The sequence below is a fragment of the Henriciella mobilis genome, from assembly GCF_003576285.1.
In the GTDB taxonomy this organism is placed as follows: Bacteria; Pseudomonadota; Alphaproteobacteria; order Caulobacterales; family Hyphomonadaceae; genus Henriciella; species Henriciella mobilis.
The window spans coordinates 74940-89690 of sequence record NZ_QWFX01000012.1 but is presented as its reverse complement, the minus strand read 5'-3'; the positions used below and the strand labels follow the sequence as shown (position 1 = coordinate 89690).

The window sequence follows — 14751 nt, the reverse complement described above, 5'->3', positions numbered from 1 at the left end:
GCATGAGCAAAGCACGCGAAGTCAATTTTGATGGCCTGATCGGCCCAAGCCACAACTATGGGGGCATGTCCGAAGGCAATCTAGCGAGTGCGTCGAATGCGGGCGATGTCTCCAATCCCCGCGAAGCTGCGCTGCAAGGTCTGGAGAAAATGCGGTTGCTGGTGAAGGCCGGGCTGACCCAGGCGATCCTTCCGCCCTTGCCGCGACCGAATTTCGACCTGCTCGTCTCGGCCGGCTTTGGCGGGTCGGATGCCGATATTATCGAGAAAGCGGCAAAGACAGCGCCGCAGCTGCTGAAGGCGGCTTACAGCGCCAGCTCGATGTGGGCGGCGAACGCAGCGACGGTTTCGCCATCTGCCGATGCGGCCGACGGACGCTTGCATCTGACCGCCGCGAACCTTTCGACCATGCTGCACCGCTCGACAGAGCATCCCGATACAACCGCAAGCCTCGCGGCGATCTTCGAGGACGAGTCGCGATTTGCCGTCCACGGTGCCCTGCCTTGTCATGCGGACTTTGCCGATGAGGGGGCGGCCAATCATGTCCGTCTGTGTGCTGAGCATGGTGGGCCGGGTGTCGAGCTGTTTGTCTTTGGCCGCGAGGCGGGCGAAAGCCTGATCGGCTTTCCGGCGCGCCAGACAAAGCTCGCAAGCGAGAGCATTGCCCGAGCGCACCGGCTGAAGGACAACCGGACGGTTCTGTCGCGGCAGGCCAGGGCTGCCATCGATGCTGGCGCTTTCCACAATGATGTCGTCTGCGTGGGCGCGCTTGATACGTTGTTCTTCCATGAGCTTGCCTTTGAAGACACGACGGGCACGTTAACTCAGATCCGCAAGGCGGCGGATGGATTGTTCGAGCTGAAGCCTGTGATGGTGGCTGAGGCCGAGGTGCCAATTGGCGATGCGATCCGGTCCTACCTCTTCAACTCCCAGCTCCTGCAATGGCCAGGTGAAGACAGGCTTGTCCTGCTCGCACCGATTGAGACGCAGGAGACGAACAGCACACGGACATTCTGTGAGCGGATGGTGTCGGGAAATGGGCCGATCGGGCGCGTGCAGTACGTCGATGTGCGCCAGTCCATGCGCAATGGCGGTGGTCCGGCCTGCCTGCGCCTTCGGGTCGTGATGACCGATGAAGAGATCGCGGCGGCCCATCAGGGCGTGTTCCTCGACGACGACAGGATCGACGCCTTGCAGGATATTGTACGGCGAACCTATCGCGACCGGGTTGCGCCGGCTGATCTGGCCGATCCACAATTCGCCAGCGAGTGCCAGATCGCCCGTGAGGCGCTGCTTGAAGCGCTGGGTCTGACTGGACTGGTCTAGGAACTAGCTCGCGTCTGCAAATCGCCCGCCGGCTTTTGCATAGGCCTGCGTGCCGCGCGTGATCACCTCGTCGCGGTCCAGCACATCCTCAGGTCCATGGGCAAATTTGCCCTGCAGGCGCTCATAGATGGGCGCAAAGTCAGTATCGACCGTGGCGCGGAAAAGCTGGTCATAGGAATCGATGACAAAATAGGTCTGCTGGAAATCATCGATCCGGTAGTCGGTGCGCATCAGGCGCTCGAGGTCGAAACCGATCCGGTTGGGAGACGGGTCTTCGAGCGCAAAAATGCTTTCGGTCTTCGACGAGACGATGCCCGCGCCATAGATGCGAAGGCCCTCATCGGTACGGATGAGTCCGAATTCGACCGTATACCAGTACAGGGCGGCCAGATTCTTCAGGGCCGCGTAGTTCAGGCTGCGAAGACCGCCCTTGCCGTATGCTTCCATATAGTCGGCGAACACCGGATTGGTCAGCATCGGCACGTGGCCGAAGACATCGTGGAAGACGTCAGGTTCCTGAAGATAGTCCAGCTCATTCCGTTTGCGGATGAACTGCCCGGCCGGAAACCGGCGATTGGCGAGATGGTCGAAAAAGACGTCATCAGGAACAAGGCCGGGCACCGCGACGACGCGCCAGCCCGTCAGCGCTTCCAGCTCGTCTGATATAACCTCGAAATCCGGAATGCCGCCTCGACCAAGATCAAGCGCCTTCAGCCCGTCGAGGAACTCCGGTGCAGCCCGTCCGGGCAATACTTCCATCTGCCGCTTGTAAAGCAGGTCCCAGACGGCATGTTCTTCATCGGTATAACGAGACCAGTCCTGATCAATCGTCCAGTCCGCGCGGGCATGATCGGGTTTTTCGAAATGGTTGCTCATGAAACTAATATAACGCAAAACGCGCTGAATGAAATGAGAAGCCGCTCGCAGCGTGGCGGAAAACATCAGAGAAAAGGACGCGCACCCCATGAAACTTGCCAGTCTGAAACAGGGCCGTGATGGACGGCTCGTCGTCGTCTCGAAAGACCTTACCCGCTACACCGATGCAGGCCATGTTGCGCCGACTCTGCAGGCGGCGCTCGATACGTGGGACCTGACAGCGCCGAAACTCGCCCAGCTGGCCGAGGAGCTTGAGGTCGGGTCTGTGCCGAGTGAGCGCTTCCACGAGCATGACTGCGCCTCGCCGCTGCCGCGGGCCTATCAGTGGGCCGATGGCTCGGCCTATATCAATCACGTCGAACTGGTGAGAAAGGCGCGCGGCGCCGAAGTGCCAGAGAGCTTCTATTCCGACCCACTGATGTATCAGGGTGGCTCTGACAGTTTCCTCGGGCCGCGCGATTCGATCCCGCTCGGCGATCCGGCCTGGGGGCTGGATTTCGAAGCCGAGGTCTGCGTCATTACTGGGGATGTGCCTATGGGCGCGAACCGCGACGCCGCTCTCGACCAGATCAGGCTCATCCTGATCTGTAATGATGTCAGCCTGCGCGGCCTGATCCCGGGAGAGCTGGCCAAAGGCTTCGGTTTCTTCCAGTCCAAACCCTCCAGCGCCTTTTCGCCGGTTGCCGTCACGCCAGACGAATTGGGCGATACCTGGTCTGGCGGAAAGCTGCACCTGCCCATGCTCTCAACCTATAACGGCAAACCCTTCGGCAAGCCCGAATGCGATGTCGACATGACTTTCGATTTCGGCACGCTCGTTGCCCATGCGGCGAAGACGCGTCCGCTGGGCGCCGGCTCGATCATCGGCTCGGGCACCATCTCCAACCGGGACCCGGATGGCGGGGCAGGCAAGCCGGTCGCCGATGGCGGGCTTGGCTACTCCTGCATTGCCGAAATCCGCATGATCGAGACGATCCGCGACGGCGAGCCGAAAACCGGCTTCATGCAGGTGGGAGACACGATCCGCATCGAGGTGAAGGACAAGTCCGGGCATACGGTGTTCGGTGCAATCGAGCAGGACGTCGTGAAGGCATGAGCGCGCTGAAACTATACGATTTCTGGCGCTCGTCGGCGGCTTACCGCCTGCGAATCGCCTTCAATCTGAAAGGGGTCGCGTACACATCGGAAACGGTCAACATTGCGCCGGGCGCCGATGAGCAGTTCGCGGAGGCCTACAAGGCAGTGAATCCGCAGATGCGCGTGCCCTCGATCGATGTGAACGGGAAGATTGCGAGCCAGTCCATGGCGATCCTCGAATGGCTCGATGAAACTCATCCAGAGCCGCCGCTGCTGCCAGCCGATCCGTGGGCGCGCCTCCAGGTCCGGGCATTTGCGGACCTGATTGCCTGCGACATCCATCCGCTGAACAATCTGGCTGTGCTCACCAAGCTGCGGACGGAGTTCTCAGCCGATGCCGAAACGGTTTCTGCCTGGTATCAGGACTGGATTATCCGGGGATTCACGGCGCTTGAGGCGCAGGCCGCGAGTGCACCTGCCAAGCCCTTTCTTTTCGGTGACAGGCCCACGCTGGCGGAGGTCTGTCTGGTGCCGCAAATGTACAATGCCCGCCGTTTTGACACGCCTCTGGGCGCGTTTCCACGCCTGGTGGAGGTCGATGCAAAGTGTAGCGAGATCGACGCTTTCAGGCGGGCCTCGCCCGATGTGGTCAAGCCCGGCTGACCGCTTCTGTCAGTTGGAATGCATGGTCTTCAGCGCATAGCCTTCCGGCGTGCGTTCGAAGAAATGCGGAATGTCCGGGTGCGTGACCGGGTCATCGCTGTCATCGGGGACAAGATTGCCCTCCGAGACATAGGCGACATAGTGGGTTTTGTCGTTCTCGGCGAAGAGATGATAGTAAGGCTGGTCCTTCGAGGGACGCATGTCCTCGGGGATGGCCTCATACCACTCATCGGTGTTGGCAAAGACCGGGTCAACGTCGAAAATGACGCCGCGAAAGTCGAAGATCCGGTGCTGGACAACCTGGCCGATCTGGAATTTGGCGCGCCGGTGGTCAATCGCATTGTGGAGGACATCCTCGTCCTCGTGGGGGGCTTCCGCACGCAATGGCTCATCGCTCGCAGGCTCGGCTGGCTGATGAGATTCCTCATGGCCTGCCTTGTTGCGGCGAAACAGTGCGGCGATCCGCTTTCCTATGCCCTGTCCATGGCTCATTAACGCCCAATGTGATAAACCTTTCGGCAACCGACAAGATTTGGGCCGCACATGGCTGAAAAAAAATCGCGCAGGCCGCGGTCGAATGGCCGCCCGCCGCGCAACAAGCAGGGGCCACCGCTTTATGCGGCGGTGGACCTCGGCACGAATAATTGCCGACTTCTGATCGCCGCGCCATCGCGCGATGGCTTCAACGTGGTCGATTCGCATTCCCAGATTGCGAGGCTTGGCGAAGGTCTAGCCCAGAGCGGCCAGCTCTCGGATGTCGCGATGAACCGCGCCTTCGATGCGCTTGAGACAATCTCGCGGAAGCTCAAGGCAAAACGGGTCGGCCGGATTCGCTGCATCGCCACCGAAGCCTGTCGCAAGGCCACGAACGGGCCGGACTTTATCCGCGAAATCCGTGAAAGGACTGGACTGACCTTCAAGATCATCGGTGCGCAGGAAGAGGCGAGGCTGGCCTTGATCGGCTGCCATAACCTGATTGACCCGGACGCATCCCATATCCTGGTCCTCGATATTGGCGGCGGCTCGACCGAGCTTTCGCTCGTCGATGCGGCGAAGGCACGCGAAGGCGGCCTGAACGGCATGCTGAAACGCCCGCCGATCAAGGCGTGGACCAGCATTCCCTATGGGGTCGTCACGCTTACGGAGCGGTTTGGTGACCTTGGCGAAGCTGAAGCCTATCCGAAAATGCGGGAGTTGCTGGCCGAATACATTGAGCCGTGGGCCGCAAAGCATGGTGTTCGTGAGGCGCTGGCCGACAAGGCGTCCCACATCGTCGGAACATCGGGTACAGTGACCTGCGTCGCCGGTGTCCATTTCGGTCTGGCGCGCTATCGCCGCGACTTGGTAGACGGCAAGTGGATGGAGTGGGAAGGCTGTCAGGAGACGATGCACGAACTGATCCAGGCCGGGCCGGAAAGGCGCGCTGAATATCCGACTATCGGAGAAGAGCGCGCTGGGCTCATGGTCGCCGGGTGTGCTCTTATGGAAGCCGTCTGGGAACTGGCGCCGACGTCCCGGATGCGCGTCGCTGACCGGGGACTTCGCGAAGGGCTTCTGTTGTCGATGATGCGCGGACCCAAGAAACGCCGGCGCAGTCGCGGTGGCCGGAGCCGAAAGCCGAAACCGGCAGGCGACAATCGGATGGAGGCTGACGGATGAGCGATGAGGGAAAACGCCGCTGGAAAGGCCCCCCCAAGAATGACAAGGGTTCGTCCGGCCGGCGCATGGGCGAGCGCAAGATCATCGCTTACAATGCCAAGGATGAAAGCTCTAAGCGCTGGATCGAGCGTCAGCTTTCGGACCCTTATGTCCAGCGGGCCAAGGCCGATGATTTTCGCGCGCGGGCTGCCTACAAGCTGATCGAGATCGACGAGAAGACCGGCGTGCTGAAAGGCGCGACGCGCGTAGTTGATCTTGGCTCTGCGCCCGGCGGCTGGCTGCAGGTCTGTCTGCGCCGCGGGGTGAAGGAAATTGTCGGGATCGACCTCCTGCCGGTCGACCCCATTCCAGGTGCCCACATTGTCCAGGGCGACATCAACGATCCCGACGATGTCGCTGCGATGATGGAAGGACTCTCGGGCCCGCCAGATCTTGTCCTGTCCGACATGGCCGCCAATACGACCGGCCACAAACAGACTGACAGCCTTCGCACCGCGGCCCTGGCCGAGATGGCGCTCTGGTTTGCTGGGGAGCATCTCGCGCCCGGCGGCAATTTCTGTTCGAAGGTCTTCCAGGGCGGGGCAACGCCCGACATGATGAACCAGCTCAAGCAGATGTTTCGGACGGTGAAACACGTCAAACCGCCCGCCAGCCGGGCCGGATCGCCGGAGCTGTTTGTGGTCGCGCAGGGTTTTCGCGGCAAACCGGAATGAGCATTTCCCGCATCGTCCTGAATGAGGCACCCGGCGAAATACGCGCCGCCGCATTCGACGAGGCCGGGCAGGCGGTCCGGCTTTTCCTGCAGCGCTGGTCCGGCGATGGGCAGCCGGTGCGGGCCGGGGAAATTGTCAGCGCGCGGCTGCGCCAGAGTGATGTCAAGGATGGCGGCGCCTTTTTCGAAACAGCTAGCGGCGAGCGCATTTTTGTGCGCGGTGACGTGCCGAAAGGGCTGAGCGAAGGCGCTGAAACAACCCTGGAAATCCGCGCCGAAGCCCGCCATGGCAAGCTTGCAAGAGGAGCCTTCTCCAAACAGGACCCCACGCCCGCCTTCGACGCGTTCACGGCCTGGCTGGACGAGTTGCCCGGCCAGCCGCCCGAGCCCGAAACCGCTGCCGACGCCGAAGATCTCGACGCGATCGAGGCAGCCTTTGACGAGGCGCTTGCGCCGGCCGTCGGCCTTGCGCGCGGCGGGCTGATCCGGCTGGACCGGACCGCCGCCCTGATTGCCATCGACATCGACAGCGCCGGGCGCAACCGCAAGGGCAGCGCGGCGGCCCGGGCGCTCAGCATCAACAAGGAAGCGGTCGAGACGGCCGCCCGCCAGGTCGCCCTCCGGGACTGGGGCGGCCTGCTGGTCATCGACTGCCTTGCCCCGCTGACCGCCGAGGCTCGCACCCAGCTGCGCGATGCTTTCCTGGCGGCCTTCCAGTCTGTATCCGCGCGCAAGGTCGAGGCGCTGAAACCATCCCGCTTCGGCTTGCTCGAAGCCAAGATCGCCTGGGGCGCATCGCCCATCGAGGACCGGCTGCTGGACGAGACGGGGCAAAAAACTGCCGACACCGAATTGCTCGATCTCTTCCGCGACGCCGCCCGGCAGGCCGCGGCCGATCGCACCGCTTTTTTCAGACTGACCCTGTCGCCCCGCGCCCTCAAGGCCTATAACGCGCGCCGGAATGACTGCGACGCGATCCTGAACTCGGCCTGTTCCGGCAGGGTTTCGATTGCCAGCGGTACAGGCGAGCAATCTGTTGTGAGGCGCGCATGAGCAAGGCCAAATGTCCCGTTTGCGAGAAGCAACCCGCCGATCCGGCCTTCCGGCCGTTCTGCTCGAAGCGCTGCGCGGATGTGGATCTTTCGCGCTGGCTGAAGGGTTCCTACGCCATTCCGGGGCGCCCGGCCGACCAGGCCGATGAAGCGCCAAGCTACAAGGAAGAGCGCGACGAATAGGCCTGCGCCTCCATCCGCAAACCGGCCCGGCTTGCGGCATTTTATTCCACATTATCAAGTGCTTCAGCCGGTGTCGTACCAAGTCGGCAAGACCTCGCTGACAAGGCCCGGCAGGGCGGCCGCGATCAGGCCGAATTCGGCATCGAAGCGGTAGAGCCGCTCCTGCGGCACGCAGATCGGCTTCAGGGCACCCGCTTGCTTTTCGCGGGCCAGCAGGCGCGCCATGCGGCGGGCGGCGCGGGCGGGATCTTCGATCACCGCGCGGAGGGTATGGAAACGGTCCAGAAGGAGTCTGATTCCGGTATGATTCCGGTCTGGCGCGTGAGCGGGAGTTGCGGCCATCCGCTGGAAGGCTTCCGGGTCGAATGTCGCCAGCGGCATCAACTCGAAAACACGGGCACGCCGGCCGGGCAATGGCGCCGGGCTCTGGCTGTCGCACGCGGGGCTTGCCGGGCCTTTTCGGTCTTCCAGCTCAAGCGAGGCAGCGATCAGGACCAGCAGGCGGCGGACCAGCGTCTCGATGGCACGAAGGCTCGAACGAAGGCGCCGAGCGGCAGTGCGGGTCAGCGTGTCCGGCGCAAGGTGCAGGCCCGCGCGGTCGCCCGCCGCCTGAAGCGCACGCCCTGCTGTGGCAAGGCCCGTTTCGACAAATCCCTGCATCCGGTCCATGCGGCACACCATAAGTCTACCGCTTGCCCTGTTGGAAAATCGGACCGCTTTCCGCCTGCCGGATCGTCCGACCAGATCCGGGTCATGGGGGCGCTCGGCGCTCAACCGGGAACATGTAACTGGATTTCACAAAGGGGCTTTTCGAAGGGCCGCGACTCCCTTATTAGGCCGAAAAGGGAGCTCCCCACATGAAAATCCGACAAGCCATCACCTTCGACGACGTGCTTCTCCAGCCCGGCCCGAGTGAGGTCATGCCCGCCAATGTCAGCACCTCGACCTGGCTGACGAAGTCGATTCCGCTGAACATCCCGCTGCTGTCATCGGCCATGGATACCGTGACCGAGGCGCGGCTCGCCATTGCCATGGCGCAGGCTGGCGGTATCGGCGTCATCCACCGCAATCTCACCTTCGAGGAGCAGGCCGGTCAGGTCACGCAGGTGAAGAAATATGAGAGCGGCGTGGTGATGAACCCGATCACCATCGCCCCGACGGCCACCCTCGGCGACCTGCAGGCGATCAAGTCGCGCACCGGTTTCTCCGGCATTCCAGTGGTCGAGGAAGACGGCAAGGTTGTCGGTATCATCACCAATCGCGACACCCGCTTTGTCGACGATCCGACGGCGAAAGTGGCCGAGCTGATGACGAGGCAGGTCGTCTCCGTCACCATGGCGACCCCCATCGAGGAAGCCCGCCAGCTCCTGCACAAGCACCGCATCGAGCGGCTCGTCATCGTGGACGAGGCCGGCAAGTGCGTCGGCCTGCTGACCGTCAAGGATATGGAGAAGGCACAGCTCAACCCGAACGCGGCCAAGGACGATCAGGGGCGCCTGCGCGTCGCGGCGGCCTCTACGGTTGGCGATGCTGGTTTCGAGCGTTCGCAGGCGTTGATTGATGCCGGGGTCGACGCCATCGTGATCGACACCGCGCACGGCCATTCGAAATCGGTTCTCGATGCGGTCACGCGGGTAAAGAAGCTTTCCAATTCGGTGCAGGTCATCGCAGGCAATGTCGCCACGGGCGACGCGACAAAGGCGCTGATCGATGCCGGGGCGGACTGTGTGAAGGTCGGTATCGGGCCGGGCTCGATCTGCACGACGCGGATCGTGGCGGGCGTCGGTGTTCCGCAGCTGACGGCCATCGAGGATTGCGCCGAGGCCGCGCAGGCATCGGGCACGCCGATCATCGCCGATGGCGGCATCAAGTTCTCCGGCGATTTTGCCAAGGCCATGGCGGCCGGCGCATCGACCGCGATGATGGGCTCGGCCTTTGCCGGCACCGAAGAGGCCCCGGGCGAGGTGTTCCTGTTCCAGGGCCGGAGCTACAAGGCCTATCGCGGTATGGGCTCGCTCGGCGCGATGTCGCGGGGATCGGCGGATCGCTACTTCCAGAAAGAGGTTGAGAGCGACAAGCTCGTGCCGGAGGGCATTGAAGGCCAGGTGCCGTTCAAGGGACCGGTCGGCAACATCATCCACCAGATGGTCGGCGGGCTTCGGGCCGCCATGGGCTATGTCGGTGCGAAGGACATCAAGGAGCTGCACGAAAAGGCGCAGTTCATCCAGATCACCGGCGCGGGCCTGTCGGAAAGCCACGTCCATGATGTGACCATGACGCGGGAAGCGCCGAACTATTCCATCGGGCGGTAGGCTGCCAATTTCTGCCGGGAATGTTATCCTTGATGCAGGACGGCAGGATTGCGGGGAAGAAACGGTTGGCCTCTTCGAACAGTTCCGGTGTCACTTTGGAAGAGTCCATCGACTTGAAGATGATGGGCTTACTCACTGGCGACATCAATCCATCTAAACTTAGCGATGAAGACAAGGCGGCCGTTCTAAGGCGTTCAAAAGGCTTTGGGCTGCACAGAGAAGTGTTCGCTCGAATGGCAAAAAGTCAGCAACCGGCAGATCAGCCCGAACAGGATCAGATCACTTCTGGGGTGGCTCCCAAGAAGATGAGCCCAACCGAGGTTGCCCAAATTGTCGGCGCAGGAGCCGCGGCTGCCGGAGTCTTTGTGACCGGTGCGCTGGGGGTTGCAAACCTGATTGTTGACGACCCCCTGAAGCCAGTTGTCATTCAGATCAATCCGACGGCTGGAGCGGATGAGAATATCCCGACATTGAATGATATTATGGACGATCTGAATTCGATTCACACGTATGGAGATGAGCCGGATCGTGGTTTGTTAGAAGAGCTTAGTCGAAACTCAATCCCCGTCGACTTGCCTTATGAGGCCTGGGAGCAGGCAATTGGACACGACAATCCAGATTCACCTTCTTCGACAGATCCGCGAGATTACGAGCAGCGACTCCTAAGCTTGTACGAAGAATACATTGCTTCAAATACGGGCAGTTTTCCAGAATACCGAAGACGCTGAGACGGGGTATGAACAGCGGGCGTGGGTCGCTCCTTTGCAGCGAATGGTGGCTAGCTTATCTCGTCAGGCCTGCCACCACTGGCCCGAGCACGCTACGCCGGATGAGGATCATCGCTACAAAACCGATACATGCCAGCCCCACGGCCGCCGGGAAGAGGGCCGTTGTCCATGAATAGTGCTCCAGCGCCAGGACGACAAAGCCGTTGCGGATCGCCCCTAGCGTGAAGAAGAGAGCGTTCTCCTCATGCGGCAGGGTCCATGCCTTGCGGATGGACGGGCCAAAGCCGAGCAGGTCCACGCTGGTGAGGATCAACACGGCGGCGAGCGGATCATTGGTCAGCCACCAGAGCGGCAGCGCCGTTGCGGCCAGGGCGAGGAAAATCCAGTCGGCGCGGTGGATCGAGGTGTCGGCCGATTTCGACAGGGCGAGCAGCGCCACGCCGCCGGTGATCAGCCCGGACACCGCGATGGGCCAGGCGCCGACGCCCGCGCCACCCGCCAGCTGGGCGGTGGCCACCGTGAAGGTCACCGCCGCCCAGATGAACCAGGAGAAGACGTGCGGGCGCGTTTTCCCTTTCAGGATGGCGCGGATATAGGGATAAAAGGCGACAAAGGTCAGCACCATGGCGATGGCGCTGAAGACCTCATTCGAGAGAAGTGCGCTCATTTTGGCTCACGCCACATCGGGGCCATGGGCGGGCCATCTGGGCCAACCTCGAACTCGGCCACCTTTTCGAAGCCGAACGAAGTGTAGAAGCCGTGATTGGCAGGATTGGAGTTTTCGAGATAGGCGGGCGTGCCAGTGCGGTCGCAGGCGTCCAGCATGGGCCGCATCAGCGCCTTGCCGACACCCTTGCCGCGCGCGGCGACCGTTGTGCCAATAGCGAAGAGGTACATGTGCGGTTCGCCCGGGTGGTGTTTCTCCATAAGGCTCGCCAGGTGAAGGGCCCGCTTCATCGCGCCTCTCTTGCCATGGCGCAGCTGGCCGAGCGCGAAGACGATCTGCGGCCAGGGGCCGAATTTCGGCGCGGCGCCGGGCGGCAGCCACATGGTCGCGCCCTTGTCGTCGAGCAGGTAGCTCTCCCCCACCGGCACATAGACATGATGGGCGAGCACCATCATCGCCGAGCGGACGCCTTCAGCCGTGCCGAAGAGGTAGCGGTTCACCGGATCGTCGCGAAACGCTTCGCCGATGATCTCGCCCACGGCGCGCCAGTCCTGTCGGGCGGCGCGGCGCATGGCGGGAGGAAGGTCGATCTTCATTGCGGGCTCCCGCTGAGAGGCGCTCTTGCTTCGATATCGCTCAGCATGAGCGCGGGACGGCTTGCAGGGGTCATGTGGGCAGGCCGCTAAGAAGCGCGATGCTGCCGGTGGAGGCGGCAAGGCGGTGTTGCATCAGGGTCTGGTAGTCATCCGACCTGTACCAGGCGAGGGCGCTTTCCCGGTCGGGAAATTCGGCGACGATTGTGCGGGTGCAGTCCCAGTCGCCTTCGAGAACCATCGGTGCTTCCTCGACGGCGAGAAGTTTGCCGCCATGAGGCGCGAAGATGTCCATGAATCCGGCCTCGTATTTGCGATAGGTCTCGCGGTCATGGATGGTGATCTGCGCGGTGATATAGGCGCTCATGGTGTGTCCTCCCTCAAAGACTGGCGTGCATTTAAGGGATTGTCTGCCAGCAAGTAAATCGATGTGGCGTGGCGGACTCAGGCGGTTAGTCGCTACAAAGCCATTCGTTGCTACCCGTTGATCGCCTGCAGGTCGTGAAAAGGGTGGACTCAAACCAGACGGTGCAGCCATCGAGACGGAAAGAGGATGCTCGCAAGATTGGCGAGGGAAGCTGCTGTCCCTCTCCCAGCACTTGTTCCAGACTGGCCGGGCAATAGCCGTTGGCCTCTTCATACGCGGCAACTTGTTTCACAAGCGTGTCCCCGATCCTCATTGAGTATCGTTCGCTGAAGCGGTCTATCTGAAGCCCGATGAACAGGCACAGCAGGAAGATGGCGGGCGCGATGACATGCAGCAACAAGGCGGCACCTGAGAGAAGACCGGCTCGGGAGGACACCCGCACGGCCTGAAAGACCAGAAAGGCAAGATGGCCAATCGCCAAAAGGGCGAAGGGCGCGATAAGATAGCGGGGCGCTCCCATGCCTTCGGCGCGGCCCGAAAAGGCGACAAAGACAAAGCCGGCAATCAGGTAGAATGCGATAAGCGGCTTGATGCGCATGTCATCTCCATTCAGAACCCCGGCAAGCTGAACAAGAAATAGGGCGATAGTACGCATGCGCGACGGCGGACGAATAGCAGCAGCCATCGATGTCCTCACAGACGTCCTCAACCGGCATCAGCCGGTGAAGTCGGCGGCGCGCGACTGGGGCAAGCGGGCGCGCTATGCCGGCTCCAAGGACAGGGCCTGGGTGTCCGGCCTGGTGCTCGATGCGCTGCGCAAGAAGAATTCGATCGCGCATGCCATGGGCTCGGACGAGCCGCGCGCGCTGGTGCTCGGCGCGCTGGCGCACGCCTGGAAGTGGGACATCATGCGCATCGACTCGGCCATGGATGAGGAGCATGCGCCCTCGAAGCTGACGCTGGATGAGCGCGAGCGGCTGGTCATGGCCCCGGACGTAACGGCCGAACCCTGGGTGTCGGGCGACTATCCGGACTGGATGGAGCCGATGATGGAGCGCGTCTTCGGTGAGGAGAAGGTCGTCGAGGCGCAGGCCATGGCGGTGCGCGCCGATGTCGATATCCGGGTGAACACGCTGAAGGTGGATGCCGAAAAGGCCGGCGGGCCGATGCGCTCGGCCAATGCGGAAGTTTCACCGCTGCTGAAGAATGCCTACCACATCCCGGCCCGCGATCCGTCCGAGCGGGAGGCCTCGCTCGAAAGCATCCCGGCCTATTCCAAGGGCTGGGTCGAAGTGCAGGATGCCGGCTCGCAGATCGCGGCGGCCGCGGCCAATGCGCAGCCGGGCGATCAGGTGCTCGATTACTGCGCGGGCGGGGGCGGCAAGACGCTGGCGCTCGCGGCGATGATGGAGGGCAAGGGCCAGATCCATGCCTATGACATTGATGGGCGCAGGCTGAGCGCGCTGATCCCGCGGCTGAAACGCTCCGGCGCGCACAATGTCCAGCTCGTCCATCCCAGTGAGCCGGAGGCGCTCGAGGCGCTGAAAGGGCAGATGGATCTCGTCTTTGTTGACGCGCCCTGCACGGGCACGGGGACCTGGCGCCGCCGCCCGGATGCCAAGTGGCGCCTGAAGGACAAACAGCTTGCCAAGCGCATCGAGGAGCAGACTGAAATCCTTGAAAAAGCGTCGGAATTCGTAAAACCCGGCGGGCGGCTGCTCTATGCGACCTGCTCCTTTCTCAAGGAAGAGGATGAGGACCGCGTCGCCGCATTCCTGTCGGCCCATCCGGAATTCACCGAGCAGAACGCCGCCGAATCCGCCATCGCCTCGGGCCTGCTGACCGATGAGGGCGCCGCCAAGGTCCGGGCCGGCTGCAAGACCGGCACATCTGTCCGCCTGACCCCGCGCACCGCCGCCACGGACGGCTTCTTCTTCTCCCTCATGGTGCGCACTGGCTGAGCGGCGTATGCTCCCTCCAGCTGGAGAGATTCGCATGGATGAACCCCTGGAAGACGAGATGCACTTCGAGGCGAGCAATCGCCAGTACATTGTGCTCGGCGCTGTCAGCGCGTTGCTGGTGGTCCTGCTGACTGCGGTTCGCGAAGTCGACGATGTCGCCACCTATGATGTGAATGTCTGGCTGACTGTCTTCTTTGCCATCGTCACGCTGATTGCCGCCTCAGCGGCGCTGTTCAAGCGCAGCTGGCTGAAGCTCGACCGGGAAGGCTTTTCCTCTAGTGAGTTCAAGGCGCTCGGTCATATTCCCTGGCGTGATGTCTCCGACTTCAAGCTTTATCGCCAGCGCGTCGGCAGGGTACCGGGCACCCACCAGGTTGCCTTCAAACTGACCGCGAGGGACAGGCAGGTTGCCGGTCGTCTGTCCGGTCTGATGACAGCTGGTACGATCCGCATCACGGAGCATTACCGGCTCAAGGGATCGCGGCTGGTCGAGATACTGAATGCCTTCCGGGACCGCGCGCTCAGTGAAGAGGGAGCGGCGTCATAGACTGGGCGGTCATCTTCATTGTCCTGTCC

18 protein-coding genes are annotated in these 14751 nt (G+C 62.4%); 11 read left to right on the top strand and 7 right to left on the bottom strand.

What is annotated here, in order from left to right; genetic code table 11:
- Nucleotides 1–2: 2 nt before the first annotated feature.
- Complete coding sequence (locus D1223_RS10320; RefSeq protein WP_119376351.1) at nt 3–1325, top strand: N-succinylarginine dihydrolase; 1323 nt, start codon at nt 3–5, stop codon at nt 1323–1325.
- Between the two features lie 3 nt (nt 1326–1328).
- Here the strand turns inward: D1223_RS10320 and phhA are convergent, their stop codons facing one another.
- The gene (phhA, locus tag D1223_RS10315; RefSeq protein WP_119376379.1) at nt 1329–2201 is read right to left on the bottom strand and encodes a phenylalanine 4-monooxygenase; all 873 of its coding nucleotides are present in this window, start codon (nt 2199–2201) and stop codon (nt 1329–1331) included.
- An 88-nt stretch (nt 2202–2289) separates the two neighbouring features.
- Between phhA and D1223_RS10310 the strand changes: the two genes are divergently transcribed.
- Entirely contained in the window at nt 2290–3297 is a 1008-nt protein-coding gene (locus tag D1223_RS10310) for a fumarylacetoacetate hydrolase family protein (protein WP_119376350.1), read from the top strand.
- Nucleotides 3294–3941 (top strand): maleylacetoacetate isomerase, encoded by a 648-nt coding sequence (gene maiA / locus D1223_RS10305; protein ID WP_119376349.1) that lies wholly within the window; start codon nt 3294–3296, stop codon nt 3939–3941. Before D1223_RS10310 ends, maiA begins: the two co-directional genes overlap by 4 nt.
- Before the next feature lie 9 nt (nt 3942–3950).
- Here the strand turns inward: maiA and hspQ are convergent, their stop codons facing one another.
- Entirely contained in the window at nt 3951–4277 is a 327-nt protein-coding gene (gene hspQ, locus D1223_RS10300; RefSeq protein WP_407646975.1) for a heat shock protein HspQ, read from the bottom strand.
- Between the two features lie 207 nt (nt 4278–4484).
- Between hspQ and D1223_RS10295 the strand changes: the two genes are divergently transcribed.
- The 4 genes from D1223_RS10295 to D1223_RS10280 are packed head-to-tail and all read left to right on the top strand — an operon-like array spanning nt 4485 to nt 7547.
- Nucleotides 4485–5600 (top strand): Ppx/GppA phosphatase family protein, encoded by a 1116-nt coding sequence (locus tag D1223_RS10295; protein WP_119376347.1) that lies wholly within the window; start codon nt 4485–4487, stop codon nt 5598–5600.
- On the top strand, nt 5597–6313 hold the full coding sequence (locus tag D1223_RS10290; RefSeq protein WP_119376346.1) for an RlmE family RNA methyltransferase: 717 nt from the start codon (nt 5597–5599) through the stop codon (nt 6311–6313). The genes D1223_RS10295 and D1223_RS10290 overlap by 4 nt, the downstream gene beginning before the upstream one ends.
- Nucleotides 6310–7365, top strand: coding sequence for a ribonuclease E/G (locus D1223_RS10285; RefSeq protein WP_119376345.1), 1056 nt, complete (start codon nt 6310–6312; stop codon nt 7363–7365). Before D1223_RS10290 ends, D1223_RS10285 begins: the two co-directional genes overlap by 4 nt.
- Nucleotides 7362–7547, top strand: coding sequence for a DNA gyrase inhibitor YacG (locus D1223_RS10280; protein WP_119376344.1), 186 nt, complete (start codon nt 7362–7364; stop codon nt 7545–7547). Before D1223_RS10285 ends, D1223_RS10280 begins: the two co-directional genes overlap by 4 nt.
- Nucleotides 7548–7610: 63 nt before the next feature.
- Here D1223_RS10280 and D1223_RS10275 read toward each other — a convergent pair whose 3' ends face one another.
- Nucleotides 7611–8216 (bottom strand): hypothetical protein, encoded by a 606-nt coding sequence (locus tag D1223_RS10275; RefSeq protein WP_119376343.1) that lies wholly within the window; start codon nt 8214–8216, stop codon nt 7611–7613.
- A 188-nt stretch (nt 8217–8404) separates the two neighbouring features.
- Here D1223_RS10275 and guaB point away from each other — a divergent pair, with 188 nt between their 5' ends.
- Nucleotides 8405–9859, top strand: a complete 1455-nt coding sequence (guaB, locus tag D1223_RS10270) for an IMP dehydrogenase (RefSeq protein WP_119376342.1) — start codon at nt 8405–8407, stop codon at nt 9857–9859.
- Between the two features lie 29 nt (nt 9860–9888).
- A complete protein-coding gene (locus D1223_RS10265) occupies nt 9889–10587 on the top strand; it encodes a hypothetical protein (protein ID WP_147372783.1) in 699 nt (232 codons plus the stop codon).
- Nucleotides 10588–10642: 55 nt separating this feature from the next.
- Here D1223_RS10265 and D1223_RS10260 read toward each other — a convergent pair whose 3' ends face one another.
- From D1223_RS10260 to D1223_RS10245, 4 genes are all read right to left on the bottom strand, one after another.
- Nucleotides 10643–11254: a hypothetical protein gene (locus D1223_RS10260; RefSeq protein ID WP_119376340.1), complete on the bottom strand. Its 612-nt coding sequence runs from the start codon at nt 11252–11254 to the stop codon at nt 10643–10645.
- Nucleotides 11251–11850 carry a GNAT family N-acetyltransferase gene (locus tag D1223_RS10255; protein WP_119376339.1) on the bottom strand — a complete coding sequence of 200 codons (600 nt, stop codon included), beginning with the start codon at nt 11848–11850 and terminating at the stop codon, nt 11251–11253. Before D1223_RS10255 ends, D1223_RS10260 begins: the two co-directional genes overlap by 4 nt.
- 70 nt (nt 11851–11920) lie before the next feature.
- Nucleotides 11921–12214, bottom strand: coding sequence for a DUF1330 domain-containing protein (locus tag D1223_RS10250; RefSeq protein WP_119376338.1), 294 nt, complete (start codon nt 12212–12214; stop codon nt 11921–11923).
- 85 nt (nt 12215–12299) lie between these two features.
- Entirely contained in the window at nt 12300–12899 is a 600-nt protein-coding gene (locus D1223_RS10245; protein ID WP_147372781.1) for a hypothetical protein, read from the bottom strand.
- On the opposite strand from D1223_RS10245, the gene D1223_RS10240 reads away from it, so the two are divergent.
- Nucleotides 12868–14175, top strand: a complete 1308-nt coding sequence (locus D1223_RS10240; RefSeq protein WP_119376336.1) for an RsmB/NOP family class I SAM-dependent RNA methyltransferase — start codon at nt 12868–12870, stop codon at nt 14173–14175. The two genes, D1223_RS10245 and D1223_RS10240, sit on opposite strands and share 32 nt — an antisense overlap.
- A gap of 34 nt (nt 14176–14209) precedes the next feature.
- A complete protein-coding gene (locus D1223_RS10235) occupies nt 14210–14722 on the top strand; it encodes a hypothetical protein (protein WP_119376335.1) in 513 nt (170 codons plus the stop codon).
- The last annotated feature ends 29 nt before the right edge of the window (nt 14723–14751 follow it).

Bases quoted from the DNA above. Each gene is read 5' to 3' on its own strand.
- D1223_RS10260 (WP_119376340.1), bottom strand. From the start codon at position 11,254: ATGAGCGCACTTCTCTCGAATGAGGTCTTCAGCGCCATCGCCATGGTG.
- maiA (WP_119376349.1), top strand. From the start codon at position 3,294: ATGAGCGCGCTGAAACTATACGATTTCTGGCGCTCGTCGGCGGCTTAC.
- D1223_RS10290 (WP_119376346.1), top strand. From the start codon at position 5,597: ATGAGCGATGAGGGAAAACGCCGCTGGAAAGGCCCCCCCAAGAATGAC.
- D1223_RS10310 (WP_119376350.1), top strand. From the start codon at position 2,290: ATGAAACTTGCCAGTCTGAAACAGGGCCGTGATGGACGGCTCGTCGTC.
- D1223_RS10285 (WP_119376345.1), top strand. From the start codon at position 6,310: ATGAGCATTTCCCGCATCGTCCTGAATGAGGCACCCGGCGAAATACGC.
- phhA (WP_119376379.1), bottom strand. From the start codon at position 2,201: ATGAGCAACCATTTCGAAAAACCCGATCATGCCCGCGCGGACTGGACG.
- D1223_RS10250 (WP_119376338.1), bottom strand. From the start codon at position 12,214: ATGAGCGCCTATATCACCGCGCAGATCACCATCCATGACCGCGAGACC.
- D1223_RS10320 (WP_119376351.1), top strand. From the start codon at position 3: ATGAGCAAAGCACGCGAAGTCAATTTTGATGGCCTGATCGGCCCAAGC.
- D1223_RS10280 (WP_119376344.1), top strand. From the start codon at position 7,362: ATGAGCAAGGCCAAATGTCCCGTTTGCGAGAAGCAACCCGCCGATCCG.
- D1223_RS10240 (WP_119376336.1), top strand. From the start codon at position 12,868: ATGCGCGACGGCGGACGAATAGCAGCAGCCATCGATGTCCTCACAGAC.
- D1223_RS10255 (WP_119376339.1), bottom strand. From the start codon at position 11,850: ATGAAGATCGACCTTCCTCCCGCCATGCGCCGCGCCGCCCGACAGGAC.
- D1223_RS10235 (WP_119376335.1), top strand. From the start codon at position 14,210: ATGGATGAACCCCTGGAAGACGAGATGCACTTCGAGGCGAGCAATCGC.
- D1223_RS10245 (WP_147372781.1), bottom strand. From the start codon at position 12,899: ATGGCTGCTGCTATTCGTCCGCCGTCGCGCATGCGTACTATCGCCCTA.
- guaB (WP_119376342.1), top strand. From the start codon at position 8,405: ATGAAAATCCGACAAGCCATCACCTTCGACGACGTGCTTCTCCAGCCC.
- D1223_RS10275 (WP_119376343.1), bottom strand. From the start codon at position 8,216: ATGGACCGGATGCAGGGATTTGTCGAAACGGGCCTTGCCACAGCAGGG.
- D1223_RS10295 (WP_119376347.1), top strand. From the start codon at position 4,485: ATGGCTGAAAAAAAATCGCGCAGGCCGCGGTCGAATGGCCGCCCGCCG.